Below are 13984 nucleotides of genomic sequence, written 5' to 3'. Positions count from 1 at the left end.
TGCGGTAATCCCCGCAACGCCGGAACCGAGAGCCACTCCACGACATGTCGTCCGCGATCATCGAGCATCCCGACGGGCTGCCGCAGCCGCAGCGCAATTGGGCCATTCTCACGATCGCGCTCGGCCTTGTGATGGCTGTCGTCGACGGCTCGATCGCCAACGTTGCGCTGCCGACCATTGCCCGGGATCTGAACGCCAGCCCCGCGTTTTCGATCTGGATCGTCAACGGCTATCAATTGGCGATCACGATCTCGCTGCTGCCGCTGGCCTCGCTCGGCGAAATCATCGGCTATCGCCGCGTCTATCTGGCAGGGCTGTTGCTGTTCACGCTGGCCTCGCTGTTCTGCGCGCTGTCGCATACGCTGCCGCTGCTGACGGTCGCCCGCATCCTGCAGGGGTTTGGCGCTGCCGGAATCCTCAGCGTCAACACCGCGCTGGTCCGCTTCATCTACCCGCATTCGCAGCTCGGCCGCGGCATCGGCGTCAACGCGCTGGTGGTCGCGATCTCGGCCGCGGTCGGCCCGACCATCGCCTCGTTCATCCTGGCGGTCGGGACCTGGCCGTATCTGTTTGCCATCAATGTCCCGCTCGGCATCGTCACGCTGGCGCTGGGTTGGCGCTTCCTGCCGCACACCAGGCCGGCGGTTCACGCCTTCGACTGGCAGAGCGCAGCGATGAGCGCCATCGCGTTCGGGTTTGGCATCAGCGCGATCGACAGCGCCGGCCACGGCGGGGCGCTGTATCTCTGCGCGTTGGAGTTCGCCGTCGCCGCGGTCGCCTCGCATTTGCTGTACCGGCGGCAGCAGCACCTGCCCTCGCCGCTGCTGCCCGTCGACCTGCTACGAATTCCGATCTTCGCGCTCTCGATCGGCACCTCGATCGCCTCGTTCTGCGGCCAGATGCTGGCCTTTGTCGCAATGCCGTTCTATCTCGAGAACCATTTCGGATATTCGGCGGTGCAGATCGGCCTGTTGATCACGCCGTGGCCGATCGCGGTCGCGTTCGCCGCCCCGCTCGCGGGCTGGCTGGTGGAACGCTATCCGGCCGGCCTGCTCGGCGGCATCGGCCTGCTGCTGTTCGCGACCGGATTGGGCACGCTGGCCTTGATGCCGGTCAACGCCACGCCGATCGACGTGATCTGGCGCATGGCGCTCGCCGGCGCCGGCTTCGGCCTGTTCCAGACCCCGAACAACCGCACCATGATCGCCGCCGCCCCGCGCGAGCGCTCGGGCGGTGCCAGCGGCATGCTAGGGACCGCGCGCCTGCTCGGACAGACCATCGGCGCCGCCCTGGTGGCACTCTTGCTGGCGCGCTATCCGGCTGACGGCACCCGGATCTCGCTGATGGTCGGCGTCGGCTTTGCCGTCGTGGGCGCCGTGCTCAGCACGCTAAGGCTGTCCTCGGCCGGCAGCCGCGGCGCCGAGCGGGTCCGGGTCCATGAGGGCCAGCGCCTGAAGGGCGAGTGACGCCGCATACAATGCGGATCGCATCGGGCCCTTCACCGCGGCAAACAAAAAGGCCGGCTGTTCAGCCGGCCTTTTCGTTTGGGTGTTCGCTCGCGCCTCAGACCTTGACCATCGGCCCCTTTGAGGCCGGCCCCTTGGTGCCGCCTCCGCCGCCGTTGGGACCACCCTTCGGCGGCTTGCGCTTGCGCGGCGGCAGGTTCTCGGGCTTCGGCGTGACCGGGCCCTCGACATATTCGAAGCCGATCTTGTCCTTGGCGGTCGCCTCGTCCTTGACCAGGATGACGCGGACGTGTCCGCCGCCCTTGAGCTGGCCGAACAGCACCTCATCCGCGAGCGGCTTCTTGATGTGCTCCTGGATGATGCGCGCCATCGGACGTGCGCCCATCTGCTCGTCATAGCCGTGCTCGATCAGCCAGGCCTTGGCAGGCTCGGACAGCTCGATCGTGACGTCGCGGTCGGCGAGTTGCGCCTCGAGTTGCAGCACGAACTTCTCGACCACCATGCCGATCACCTCGGCATTGAGGTGCGCGAAGGAGACGATCGCATCCAGCCGATTGCGGAACTCCGGCGCGAACTGGCGATTGATCGCCTCGTGATCGTCGCCTTCCCGCTTCGAGCGGGTGAAGCCGAAGGCCTGCCGTGCAAGATCGGCCGCGCCGGCATTCGTGGTCATGATCAGGATCACGTTGCGGAAGTTGACCTGCTTGCCGTTGTGGTCGGTGAGCCGGCCATGATCCATGATCTGCAGCAGCACGTTGTAGAGATCCGGGTGCGCCTTCTCGATCTCGTCGAGCAGCACCACGCAATGCGGATGCTGATCCACGCCATCGGTGAGCAGGCCGCCCTGGTCGAAGCCGACATAGCCGGGAGGCGCGCCGATCAGGCGCGACACGGTGTGCCGCTCCATGTATTCGGACATGTCGAAGCGCAGCAGCTCGACACCGAGCGACGCCGCGAGTTGCTTGGCCACCTCGGTCTTGCCGACGCCGGTCGGACCCGAGAACAAATAGCTGCCGATCGGCTTCTCCGGCTCGCGCAGGCCGGCTCGCGCCAGCTTGATCGACGCCGCCAGCGACTCGATCGCCTTGTCCTGGCCGAACACCGTGCGCTTCAGGGTCTGCTCGAGATGCTTCAGCACCTCGGCATCGTCCTTCGACACGCTCTTCGGCGGGATTCGCGCCATGGTCGCGATCGTGGTCTCGATCTCCTTGATGCCGATCGTCTTCTTGCGCTTGCTCTCGGCGACCAGCATCTGCGCCGCGCCGGACTCGTCGATCACGTCGATCGCCTTGTCGGGCAGCTTGCGGTCGTGGATGTAGCGCGACGACAGCTGCACCGCCGCCTCGATCGCCTCATTGGTGTATTTCAGCCGATGGTAATCCTCGAAATAGGGCTTCAGGCCCTTGAGGATCGCGATCGCGTCTTCCACCGTCGGCTCGTTGACGTCGATCTTCTGGAAGCGCCGCACCAGCGCGCGGTCCTTCTCGAAGTGCTGACGGTATTCCTTGTAGGTGGTCGAGCCCATGCAGCGGATCGTGCCCGAAGCCAGCGCGGGCTTCAGCAGATTGGACGCATCCATCGCGCCGCCGGAGGTGGCGCCGGCGCCGATCACGGTGTGGATCTCGTCGATGAACAGGATGGCGTTCGGATGCGCCTCCAGCTCCTTCAGGACCTGCTTGAGCCGCTCCTCGAAATCGCCGCGATAGCGGGTGCCCGCGAGCAGCGTGCCCATGTCGAGCGAGAACACGGTCGCGGCCGCCAGCACTTCCGGCACGTCGCTGTCGACAATGCGCTTGGCGAGGCCTTCGGCGATCGCGGTCTTGCCGACGCCGGCTTCGCCGACGAACAGCGGGTTGTTCTTCTGGCGGCGGCACAGCACCTGGATCGCACGATTGATCTCGGCATTGCGGCCGATCACCGGATCGATCTTGCCGTCGCGCGCCTTCTTGTTGAGGTTGACGCAATAGGTCTCGAGCGCTTCGCCCTTCTTCTTGGCGTCCTCGTTGCCCTTGGTCTCGGTTTCCTCGTCGACGCCGCGCACCGGCCGCGCCTCGGACACGCCGGGCCGCTTGGCGATGCCGTGGCTGATGTAGTTGACGGCGTCGTAGCGCGTCATGTCCTGCTCCTGCAGGAAGTACGCGGCATGGCTCTCGCGCTCGGCGAAGATCGCGATCAGGACGTTGGCGCCGGTCACTTCCTCGCGACCGGACGACTGGACGTGAATCACCGCGCGCTGGATCACGCGCTGGAACCCGGCGGTCGGCTTCGCGTCATCGGCGCCGTCAGTCACCAGGTTTTCGAATTCGGTCTCGAGATAATTAACGAGGCTCGTCCTGAGCTTGTCGAGATCGACGCTGCAGGCCCGCATCACAGCCGCCGCATCCGAGTCATCGATCAGCGACAGCAGCAGATGTTCGAGCGTCGCGTATTGATGGTGACGCTCGTTTGCGATCGCCAATGCACGGTGCAGCGACTGTTCAAGGCTTTGGGAAAAAGTTGGCATTCGCGTCCTCTATGGCCCCCTGCCATCATGATCGCCATTACCGGGTCAGGCAATAACAACCTTCGTGATCGCCTTTGATATAGTTACGACGGATCGTGGCGAAAGACCGGTCCCGCGATGATGGTTTTCTTCTAAATTCGGGGCATCGGGGCGTCGCGCGGCGGCGCCCCGTGATCGTACGGGAACGCCGTTCACCACCATCAAAAACCGCGATGCAAGACCCGTTCCGCGCCCCGCGGCGGGTCAGTCGTTCCAGCGAGCTATTTCTTTTCCATCACGCATTGCAGTGGGTGCTGATGCTTGCGCGCGAAGTCCATGACTTGCGTCACTTTGGTCTCGGCGATCTCGTAGGTAAAAACGCCGCACTCGCCGATCCCGTGGTGGTGAACGTGCAGCATGATCTTGGTCGCCGCCTCGGCGTCCTTGTTGAAGAATCGTTCCAGCACGTGAACGACGAACTCCATCGGCGTGTAGTCGTCGTTCAGGATCAGAACGCGGTACAGGTTCGGGCGCTTGGTCTTCGGCTTGACCTTGGTGATGACCGAGGTCGACGGGCCGCTGCCCGTCCCATTGCGGTTGTCATCATTGTTCATTTTCGGCGCCGGCGCGGCGGCCACCGCCGGCATCGACGAAACCGGCTCGGAAATCGGGACTGTCAACGTGGATCGCAACATGGCTCAGGCGTTCGAATTCCCCAAGGGAAACCGGATGGCGGGAAACCGGATGGCAATTGGACGGTGGTCGCGACTGCCGCAAGACTGATCGCGGAACCCCCAGCAATGCTTTCCAGATTGCCGCTCCCGGTCCGATCCGGCGGCCGGATCGACCTCCCGAATATGGGCCTCGCGAGGCCCTGCCGCAAGCGCGGACCCGGCGCGGCCCACCGGTCCGATTCCCGGCGCGGCAACCCTCGGAAGGTTAATCATTTCTGCCTGATTTGACAAAGGAGTCGGGCGGCCAATTTAGACGTCATTGAGGATAGCCAGCGCTTTTGCCCGGCTTTTGAGCCTCCCCCACGCCACCCTGCCGGGTTTCCCGCGCCCGATTCACCATCTGTTTAGCGGCGCCGGTCGAGATGCCACCGCAATTCATTTCGACGAGAGTGCCATGCTTCGTTCAGCCATTTCCGATCGCATCTGCGCGGTTGCTCGCCGGTTTTCCAGGGCAAATAACGGCAATGTCGCGGTGATCTTCACCTTCGCAATGCTGCCGCTCCTCGCTTTCGTGGGAGCCGCGATCGACTATACCCGCGCCAACAACGCCCGCTCCGCGATGCAAGCGGCGCTCGATTCGACCGCGCTTATGCTGTCCAAGGATCTGACCATGGGCAACATCACGGCTGCGGAGATCCCGAGCAAGGCGCAGACCTACTTCACCGCGCTTTACACCAACAAGGACGGCCAGGGCATTTCCGTCACGGCCAACTACACCACCCCGACCTCGAGCGCGGCGGCCAACATCCTGCTGGGCGGATCCGGCCACATCAAATCCGATTTCATGCAACTGGCCGGTTTTCCGACGCTGGGTTTCAAGAGCTCGACGACCACCACCTGGGGCAACGTCAAGATGCGCGTCGCCCTCGCCCTCGACAACACGGGATCGATGTCGCAGGACGGCAAGATCACTGCGCTGCGCAACGCCGTGGCCGGAACCGGCGGACTGATCGACCAGCTCAGCGCGCTGAGCAAGAACAATGGTGACGTCTACATCTCCGTCATTCCGTTCGCCAAGGTCGTCAATGTCGGCACCAGCAATGTCGGCCAAAGCTGGATCGACTGGACCGACTGGCTCAACCCGCCAACCACACAGCCCGCCAACGGCACCATGCAGGCGAGCCTGCCGATGAACTGGCACGCGGTCGGACCCGGTGCGCGATGCCCCTGGACCAACAGCAATGGCGGCTTCACCTGCACGAAGAACCCGACCAGCACGTCCAACACGAACTACATCCCCTCGAGCGGGACTTATTCCGGCTACATTTGCCCCAGCGTCGATGCGAACTCGCACACGCGCTACAATGGCTGCTGGGTGAGCACCGCGGCTGGCACCGGCGTGTTCTGCAGCGGGTCGAACTCCTGTGCATGTCCGACGGACTCCTCGGGCAACGCGGTGTCCGGCTGCAGTTGCAAGACGACCAGCGGCGTCTATCAGTGCACCGGCAAGCTGTATACCCACGACTGGACGCAGCCGGGCCCCAACGACACGGTGGACAATACGAGCCAGCCCCGGGTCAGCGCCGTTGTCGGGTGGACCAACAACCAGTGGACCTCGACCAGTCAGACTCCGACGGTAAAGAACGACTGGCGGCAGGCCTCTACCAATCCGATCGGCAACTGGACGGGCTGCATCACGGACCGCACCCAGCCGAACGATGCGACCGGCGTGCTGCCGGCGTCGTCCGACGTCACCACGCTGTTCCCGGCCAACGAGTACTATGAGAACAGCACCTTCTATTGCAACAGCAGCGCCTCGACGTCGCTCGAGCCCATCATTCCGCTGAGCTACAACTGGAGCGCGCTCAAGACGGCGGTCAACGCGATGCAGCCGACCGGCGGTACCAACCAGGCCGTCGGGCTCGCCTGGGCGTGGCAGTCGCTGCTGGTGGGCGGTCCGCTGAACACGCCGTCGGAGGACACCAACACGACCTACAACCGGGTCATTATCCTCTTGTCCGACGGTCTGAATACCGAGGACCGCTGGCCCGAATACGGCGACGGCAGCTCGCAGGCCTCAGGCAATCCGATCGACGCAAGGCAGACATTGATGTGCCAAAACCTGCAGAACGCGAAGGATTCCAACGGAGCGCCGTTGTATACGATCTACACGATCCAGGTGAACACGAGTTCGCCCGCCGATCCGACCTCAACCGTCCTGAAGAACTGCGCCAGCACGCCCGACAAATTCTTCATGCTGACCAGTTCGACCCAGATCCTGACGACGTTCAACACGATCGGAACCGCCCTCAGCAAGCTGCGGCTGGCGAAATAGCTGCCCGCTTCAGGCACGACAAAAAAGCCCGGCCAAACGGCCGGGCTTTTCGTTTGTCCTGGTCGGCAACGCTTACTGAGCGGCCGGCGTGAACTTGGAGACCAAGCCCTCATAGGGCTTGAAGGTCTGCTTGGCGCAGTCGCTGTACAGGCCGGCGATCTTCTGCGATTCCGCAACGAAGGTCTCGTAGGACGAGCGCAGGTACTCGGTCTGCGCCTCAAGCGCCTTGTCCAGCGACTTCACGCCCGACAGCTTCTCGACGAACGACTTGGTGTCCTCAAAGGACTTCTTGGCATAGTCGCCATAGGCGGTGGCGATGGCCTGAACGCCGCTCTGCAGGTTGTTGGCCGACGCGGTGACCGACTCGAAATGCTCTTTGCCGTAGTTCTGAATGTCTTCGATCTTGACCATGGATGGAATTCCTTTTCCCAGACTTGAAGGCGCAAATTCCCATTGCCGGGAAGCTCCCGGCCCCCTGACGCCGATAGCCATATCGCATCGCACAATAGAGTCAATGAATATTGTGCATCGCACAATCACACAGCTTCGAATCTCCGGCATTCGCGATAAACCCCGGGGGACTACGCAACGGTTGCTTAATCTTTTGGAAACTCGGTCCGCCTAACCTGATTCCCGGACTTTGTTCGCCTTCCGACAGGCAGCCTCGAAAGCTGTTTGTGAACAACACCTTAGCTAGAAGAGCGACCTGAGCCGCCACGTGGGCCGATGGTTCGGCCCGAAGTGGTTTGTTGCGCAGGCAAGGATCGATGGCCGCCGGGCACAATTTCGCCTCACGAGCCAGTGATCTAGATAGAAATTGGGACGGGGAAGTAGATGCTTCGAACAACCTTGGCCTCCTCGCGGGCGCTGCGAGTTGGCGTTCTTGGGCTCGTTACCGTCACGACGGCGATCCTGATCACGAGTGATAGCGCCGAGGCGCGCCGTCACCGGCGCCACTACGCCCGTCACCATCACAGCCAGGAAGCGCGCGAGAGCTACAGCCCGCAATTCGCGTCGATCATCGTCGACGGCAACACCGGTTCGGTGCTCACCGCCACCAGTCCCGACGGTCTGCGCCACCCCGCCTCGCTGACCAAGATCATGACGCTCTATCTGCTGTTCGAGCGCCTCGATTCCGGGAAGATGAAACTCGACACCGAGATGCCGGTGTCCGAGCACGCCTCCGAACAGGACCCGACCAAGCTCGGCCTGCGGCCCGGCTCGACCATCAAGGTCGAAGATGCCATCAAGGGCCTGGTCACCCGCTCGGCCAATGACGCCGCGGTCGTGATCGCCGAGGCGATCGGCGGCAGCGAAGACGATTTCGCCCGGATGATGACCCGCAAGGCCCGTGCGCTCGGCATGAGCCGGACCGTCTATCGCAACGCCTCCGGCCTGCCCAACGATGAGCAGGTGACGACGGCGCGCGATCAATCGACGCTCGGCCGCGCGATCCAGGATCGCTTCCCGCGCTATTACCGCTACTTCTCGACCTCGGTGTTTAACTTCCGCGGCCAATCGATCCGCAACCACAACCATCTGCTCGGCAACGTCGAGGGCGTTGACGGTATCAAGACCGGCTACACCCGCGCCTCCGGCTTCAACCTCGTGACCTCGATGCGCCGCGGCAATCGCTTCCTGGTCGGCGTGGTGCTCGGCGGGCGCAGCGGCGGCTCGCGTGACGCCATCATGCGCAACCTGCTCGCAGAGAACGTCGGGAAGGCCGCGACCACCCGCACCGCCGCCGCGATCTCCGAACGCAATCCGGCCGACGCCAATGTCGAGGTCGCCGACGCGGATAACGCGCGCGCGCCGGACACCTCGCCCGTCGCCGCGTCGGAGCCCGCCGCTGCAGCTGCTGCGATCCAGGCTCCGCGCCCGGCCAGCAAGCCCTCGCTGATGGCAGCCGCCGCCGCCGCGCTGCCGCCGCTCCCGGCCAAGCCGGAGCCGCAGGCCAAGCCCGAGCCGGCGCCGCTGACCTCAGGCGTGATCCAGACCCAGCCGATCGCCGCGATCCCCGGCTCGGCTGAACCGATGAAGCCGGTCAAGGTGAAGACGGTGCAGGTCAAGGCCGGCCAGATCAAGCTCGCCGCGGCCGGCCCGGCCCAGTCCGCGCCTCCGGTCACCAACACGATCCCCGCGCGCGGCGAAGTCCCCGAGACCTCCAATGCGATGATGGCGCGGGCCGCCGAGACCTCGAGGCCCGAAATGCCGCCGCAGCCGGCCAATTTCGGCACCGGAAACGGCATCCTCGGCGTGCTGCCGGCCTCGGCCGTCCATGCACCCGCGGCCCCGGCGCCGCAGGCCGTGGCGTCGATCGAACCCGCTACCCGCAGCCTGCAGGCCGCTCCGCCGACCAGCTCCGCTAAGCCGAGCGCCGCGCACACCGGCTGGATCATCCAGGTTGGCGCGCTGGAGTCCGAGGGCGAGGCCAACAAGCGCATCGACCTCGCGCGCAGCTCGGCCCGCGGCCTGCTCAGCAAGGCGGATCCGTTCACCGAGGTGGTCGCCAAGGATAATCGCAAGCTCTATCGCGCCCGCTTTGCCGGCCTCGAGCGCGATCAGGCCGAGGCGGCTTGCAAGACGCTGAAGCGCGCCGAGATCTCCTGCATCACCGTTCGCAACTGATCGTCGGTATCAGCTGACTTCAAACGGCCGGCGCCGCAAGCGCCGGCCGTTTTGCTTTTGCCGTCGCGAAAACGGCCGGCCGGCCGCGCGCGGCGCGACCATGAAACTTCTCGTCAAGATTTTACGGTTAAGTTTTCCCGAAACAACGATCGGCCACGCCGGACAGCGGCGGGCCAGACGGGGCATCAATCAGAAACGGAAGGCAGCTCTCGGCTGTGGCGTTGGTAGCGTAGCCGGAGTTAGAGATGCGTGCGAAGCAAAGTATCCTTGGCCTCGTTCACACGGGCCGCGAGGTACGTCGAGCCCCCCTGGTCGGGATGGAGTTTCTTCATCAGGGTACGGTGAGCCCGGCCGATATCGTCGCGCGACGCTCCCGGCTGCAGGCCAAGGATCTGATAGGCCTCCTCGTTCGTCATTTTGCCACCCGACGCCGCACGGCCCTGCCCCCGTGCCCGGTCGCCCTGTGCGTCCTGACGCCAGGCGGGAAAACGGCGGTCCAGATAGCTTTCAAGTAGCGCGACGCTCTCGGCGTCGAAGCTCGGGACCATCGCCAATAGCTGCGACAGGTCGAACTCGTCGAGCATGCGGCCGGCCTGCGGTCCGGCCACGATCTGGCCCCTGAGCACGCCGCTGCCGTGATCGAGGGTCATATCGAGATATTGCGAGCGCACCCGCGAGCTTTGTCCCTGGCTGCGCGAACCGCCGAACATGCCGCCGAAATTGGGAAATCCGGTGCTTCCGAACGGCGACCAGCCGAGCAGTCCGGCGCCGAAGATGCCGAGCGGAATTGCCACCGCCAGTTCGCCCCGCACGCCGGTAAAGGCCGCGACCGCCAGTGCGAGCACCCCGCCACCGATCTTGATCGCGCGCGCAAGCACGGCGGGATTGGCCGCACGAAACATCTGCAGCGCGGAATAAAGGACGACAACGGCGACGACGCCAGCGATCAGGGTTGGCATGTCCGGAATATAGGCGGCCCGGCGGCAAAAAGCATGCGAAGCTTCGTCTCACCGGCATCAGGCGGAGCCTGACACGACGCGGCGCTATTTCATCTGACCGATCAGCTTCGCCGCGCCGCTCGCGGTCTTGGCCAGTTGCAGCAGGGCCTCGCGGCCGCCGGCGGCATAGGCTGCGGCGGCACGCAGCAATTCGCGGAGCTGGGCGGCCGCGCCGGGATCGAACCTGCACCATGCACCGCCGGTCAGCCGCGCGACCTCGCGAAACGTCTGCTCGGCGGTCGCGTCGTGGCCTTCCTGGAACATGAAGACCGGCACCTTGAGCAGGCCGAGCTCGCCGGCTTTGGCGCAGAGATCGTCGGCGCTCTCCTCCATCGCGTCGCCGACGAACACCAGCGCGCGCACCCCTGCCTCGACCGCTTCGCGACGCGTCTCGGACAGCACCTTGCCGATCTGGGTATTGCCGCCCTGGCAATCGATCTTGCTCATCAGCCGCGCGAGCTGCGCGCTGTCGGAGATCCAGCCCGACGCACGGCACTCGTTGAAACCGCGATAATAGACCAGGCGGATATCGAGACTGCCGAGCGCGCCGGCCTCGCGGAACATGTCCGCCTGCAGCGTGCACGCCATGTCCCAAGTCGGCTGCCGGCTCATCGTGGCGTCGAGCGCGAACACCAGCCTGCCGCGGGCGCCGGCGCGATGCGGCGACATCGCCCGCGCCTTGGCGACGAATGCCGCGATGTCGTTCGCGCTGGATGTCGGCACGCCAGGCGCATGGGCCGGGCGTACATCGCTTCCGGATGTCGGTTTGATCGTCTTGCCGGCCATCAGCGCTTGCCTCGTACAGCAAACACTATGTGGGCCGCGGCAGCGGATTGGTCAACGTGACGGGAGCCTGGATCCCGGGCCGCCCGGTCAATTCGTAACCGACGGATCCTTCTTCGTCTCGGTCTTGGTCAGCGAGAGCGACTTCTTGAGCTTGTCGGTCAAGGTCTGAGGTTTCTCGACCGGCACGTAGAGCGAGACGGGACCAGGCTCCAGAATCTTCGGCGGCGCGTTCCTGGTGTCGACCGGCGCGACAGCGCTGTCGGTGTCGGCCAGGAATTTATCGAGCATGGCCTGGATCGAGTCTTTGGCCTTCTCGGGCCCGGTGTCACGCATGTCGTTGTGCTGGAAGTTGGTGTTCACCACGGTGATGCCGGCCTTCTCGCATTCGTCGGCATCGGGAACGACACCCGGATCCGGCTTGAACTGCGAATCGTGAGACCGGAATGAAAGAATCTTGAACTTGCCGTCGGTCATGAACGGCACGCGCAGATTGTCCAGCGTCACCACCTTCTTGATCTCGTCCGGATACTGCTTGGCGAAATACATCGCGATGTCGCCGCCATTGGAATGGCCGACCATCGTCAGCTTGCTGTAGTCCGCGTTCGGCTGGCGCTTCTTCATCTCCTCGATCGCGAACTTGATGTTGGTGATGCCGCGCTGGTACTGCGGCAGGCGGCCGACATAGAGCTCGCCGACCTTGGTCACCATCGGTCCGTCCGACGGCAGGTCGTTCTGAATGCTGATGGTCAGATAGCCGCGCGCGGCGAACACGTTCGCGAGGAAGGAATATTCGGTGAATTTGACGGTATTGCCATGATTGAGGATCGCAACCGGCAGCGTGATCATGCCAGCGTCGGCCTGCATCTCCTTGTCGAAGCGCACGGCAACATCGACCGCGACCGGCCGCTCATCGCGCGTCGGGTCCTTGAACATGAGAGTTTCGTGACGGATCGCCCACTTGCTCGCGGTGAAATAGGCCGCCGTGATCACCACGGAGAGAGAAAGCAGAACGAGAATTCCACGCTTCATGACGTCCTCGAGGTGCCCGCCTTTTCAGGGCTATTCTTGGCCGGAGACTCTTCGGCCTCCTTTTGAGAATATATGTCACAGCGCTGTGACAGGAAGTCTAAAAGTTGGGACTTCGCAGCACGTTCATTGTGCGGTGCACACAACCTTTGTGCATTCGCTTCTAGCGCCATGGCTCTGCGGCACGATAATACCTCAAGACCAGCCGAGCGGGAGCGAGAACACGGCTGGCTTGGGAAAACCGGATCTGGCCAGCTTTGTTCCGGCATTTTGGCGACGGAGTGGCCGAAAACCCCGCAAGACTACCGCGCTTCGACATCGTCCCGGAAGTGACGATCGTCACCTCCTGTACGGCCGCCGCCCTGGAACCTGCCCGACCTGGAACCTGCCCGAGGGGAGGCCTGACGGCCTAGCTGCCGATGATGTCGTCGACTTCCAGCGGCTTGTCGACCTGGCTGAACCATTCGGCCCGGTTGGCGGCCCGGCGGCGGCCGCGCTCGTCCAGCGGCAGCTTGAGCTGGCGGAGCAGGCTCATCACCTCCTCGCGGGCGGTGACGTGGCCGAGGCTCGGGCGGGTGCCGAGCGTCGCCTCGTCGATGTCGTCGAGCGCCGTCAGCCCGCGCGGGAAGAATTCGCGATAGACCACCCGCTCGGCAAAGCCGTCGACCGAACGGAACCCGAGCTGCAGCGACAGCTGCTTCAAGCCGTCGGCGACCAGCTGCTTGTTGCGCGAGCCGAGCATCGACAGGCGGTTGCGCACCACGATCCAGTCGGTCGAGGCACCGTCGAGCTGGCGGCGCTTGCGCCTGGTGTCGCGCACCATCTCCGCATAATGGCTCTCGCCGGTCACCGCGTAGGTCGCGGGATCGACGGTGCCGAGCACGTCGAAATCGAGAAAGCTGTCGTTGATCGGCGTCACCAGCGTGTCGGCCATCGAATGCGCGAGCCGCATCAGGTAGCTGTCGGCGCCCGGGGTATCGATGACGATGAAATCATAGGCGCATTCCACCGCGCTCACCGCGGCCATGAACTGCTGGAATTCCGCGTTCTCGTTCGCCTCGATCTGCATCGTCTCGCCGTACTTGATGCAGTGGTGGGCGGGGAGTTCGAGGTCGAGCCCGGTGCGTCGCGCCCAGGCCTGGCGATTGCCGATGTAGCGGGTGAAGCTTTGCTGGCGGCAGTCGAGATCGATGCTGGCGACGCGCTGCCCGGCCTTCAGCAACGCGACGGCGATATGCAGGGCGGTGGTCGACTTTCCCGATCCACCCTTCTCGTTGCCCAGCACGATGACATGTGCGGAGCCGGATTGACCCTGACGAGCCTGCACCAACATGATTCAAATCCCGGCAATGATCTTCAAAGCGCGCGCCGCTGCGGTCAAGTGAAATGCATCGCGCGACAGGAAATCAATTGCGGCCGTGCTCAATGATGCGTCGATCAAGCAAGACTGCTGCGTCGATCGGCGGCACGGCAGCTGCGATCCACGCGCGTCCGAGATCGGGTAAGGCTTGTCGCGGCGGTTTGCCGATAGCGGTTCGGACTTGGTAAGCTGCGAGACCTGCCGAACGCCAGCCCGTCCCACCCAGATT

General features: G+C 64.2%; 11 protein-coding genes. 3 read left to right on the top strand and 8 right to left on the bottom strand.

All coding sequences use genetic code 11. The features are described 5' to 3' along the window. Positions 1 to 44: 44 nt before the first annotated feature. On the top strand, positions 45 to 1466 hold the full coding sequence (locus AC1VNY_RS34575; protein ID WP_482408541.1) for an MFS transporter: 1422 nt from the start codon (positions 45 to 47) through the stop codon (positions 1464 to 1466). Between the two features lie 97 nt (positions 1467 to 1563). On the opposite strand, the gene clpA is transcribed toward AC1VNY_RS34575, so the two are convergent. Together clpA and clpS are read right to left on the bottom strand one after the other, a co-directional pair. Continuing rightward, positions 1564 to 3969: an ATP-dependent Clp protease ATP-binding subunit ClpA gene (clpA, locus tag AC1VNY_RS34570; RefSeq protein WP_028336408.1), complete on the bottom strand. Its 2406-nt coding sequence runs from the start codon at positions 3967 to 3969 to the stop codon at positions 1564 to 1566. 260 nt (positions 3970 to 4229) lie between these two features. Beyond that, a complete protein-coding gene (gene clpS / locus AC1VNY_RS34565; protein ID WP_028343354.1) occupies positions 4230 to 4562 on the bottom strand; it encodes an ATP-dependent Clp protease adapter ClpS in 333 nt (110 codons plus the stop codon). Positions 4563 to 5076: 514 nt separating this feature from the next. Here clpS and AC1VNY_RS34560 point away from each other — a divergent pair. Beyond that, the gene (locus AC1VNY_RS34560) at positions 5077 to 6957 is read left to right on the top strand and encodes a TadE/TadG family type IV pilus assembly protein (RefSeq protein WP_482408540.1); all 1881 of its coding nucleotides are present in this window, start codon (positions 5077 to 5079) and stop codon (positions 6955 to 6957) included. Positions 6958 to 7029: 72 nt separating this feature from the next. On the opposite strand, the gene AC1VNY_RS34555 is transcribed toward AC1VNY_RS34560, so the two are convergent. Further along, positions 7030 to 7368 carry a phasin family protein gene (locus tag AC1VNY_RS34555; protein ID WP_076858084.1) on the bottom strand — a complete coding sequence of 113 codons (339 nt, stop codon included), beginning with the start codon at positions 7366 to 7368 and terminating at the stop codon, positions 7030 to 7032. Between the two features lie 423 nt (positions 7369 to 7791). On the opposite strand from AC1VNY_RS34555, the gene AC1VNY_RS34550 reads away from it, so the two are divergent. Continuing rightward, positions 7792 to 9585: a serine hydrolase gene (locus tag AC1VNY_RS34550; RefSeq protein WP_482408539.1), complete on the top strand. Its 1794-nt coding sequence runs from the start codon at positions 7792 to 7794 to the stop codon at positions 9583 to 9585. A gap of 239 nt (positions 9586 to 9824) precedes the next feature. On the opposite strand, the gene AC1VNY_RS34545 is transcribed toward AC1VNY_RS34550, so the two are convergent. From AC1VNY_RS34545 to AC1VNY_RS34525, 5 genes are all read right to left on the bottom strand, one after another. Beyond that, complete coding sequence (locus AC1VNY_RS34545) at positions 9825 to 10544, bottom strand: DnaJ domain-containing protein (protein ID WP_461193090.1); 720 nt, start codon at positions 10542 to 10544, stop codon at positions 9825 to 9827. Between the two features lie 84 nt (positions 10545 to 10628). After that, positions 10629 to 11369 carry a vWA domain-containing protein gene (locus AC1VNY_RS34540; protein ID WP_212056629.1) on the bottom strand — a complete coding sequence of 247 codons (741 nt, stop codon included), beginning with the start codon at positions 11367 to 11369 and terminating at the stop codon, positions 10629 to 10631. Positions 11370 to 11456: 87 nt separating this feature from the next. Next, positions 11457 to 12398, bottom strand: coding sequence for an alpha/beta hydrolase (locus AC1VNY_RS34535; protein ID WP_050999547.1), 942 nt, complete (start codon positions 12396 to 12398; stop codon positions 11457 to 11459). 406 nt (positions 12399 to 12804) lie between these two features. Next, a complete protein-coding gene (locus AC1VNY_RS34530; protein WP_482408538.1) occupies positions 12805 to 13728 on the bottom strand; it encodes a division plane positioning ATPase MipZ in 924 nt (307 codons plus the stop codon). Positions 13729 to 13731: 3 nt separating this feature from the next. Continuing rightward, positions 13732 to 13984 (bottom strand): hypothetical protein (locus tag AC1VNY_RS34525; RefSeq protein WP_482408537.1); only part of this gene is annotated, 253 nt, incomplete at its 5' end.

The organism is Bradyrhizobium ferriligni (genome assembly GCF_056837965.1).
Note: the sequence above shows the minus strand (reverse complement) of the source record. Positions and strands in the feature narration are given on the sequence as shown.

Bases quoted from the DNA above. Each gene is read 5' to 3' on its own strand.
- AC1VNY_RS34575 (WP_482408541.1), top strand. From the start codon at position 45: ATGTCGTCCGCGATCATCGAGCATCCCGACGGGCTGCCGCAGCCGCAG.
- clpA (WP_028336408.1), bottom strand. From the start codon at position 3,969: ATGCCAACTTTTTCCCAAAGCCTTGAACAGTCGCTGCACCGTGCATTG.
- clpS (WP_028343354.1), bottom strand. From the start codon at position 4,562: ATGAACAATGATGACAACCGCAATGGGACGGGCAGCGGCCCGTCGACC.
- AC1VNY_RS34560 (WP_482408540.1), top strand. From the start codon at position 5,077: ATGCTTCGTTCAGCCATTTCCGATCGCATCTGCGCGGTTGCTCGCCGG.
- AC1VNY_RS34555 (WP_076858084.1), bottom strand. From the start codon at position 7,368: ATGGTCAAGATCGAAGACATTCAGAACTACGGCAAAGAGCATTTCGAG.
- AC1VNY_RS34550 (WP_482408539.1), top strand. From the start codon at position 7,792: ATGCTTCGAACAACCTTGGCCTCCTCGCGGGCGCTGCGAGTTGGCGTT.
- AC1VNY_RS34545 (WP_461193090.1), bottom strand. From the start codon at position 10,544: ATGCCAACCCTGATCGCTGGCGTCGTCGCCGTTGTCGTCCTTTATTCC.
- AC1VNY_RS34540 (WP_212056629.1), bottom strand. From the start codon at position 11,369: ATGGCCGGCAAGACGATCAAACCGACATCCGGAAGCGATGTACGCCCG.
- AC1VNY_RS34535 (WP_050999547.1), bottom strand. From the start codon at position 12,398: ATGAAGCGTGGAATTCTCGTTCTGCTTTCTCTCTCCGTGGTGATCACG.
- AC1VNY_RS34530 (WP_482408538.1), bottom strand. From the start codon at position 13,728: ATGTTGGTGCAGGCTCGTCAGGGTCAATCCGGCTCCGCACATGTCATC.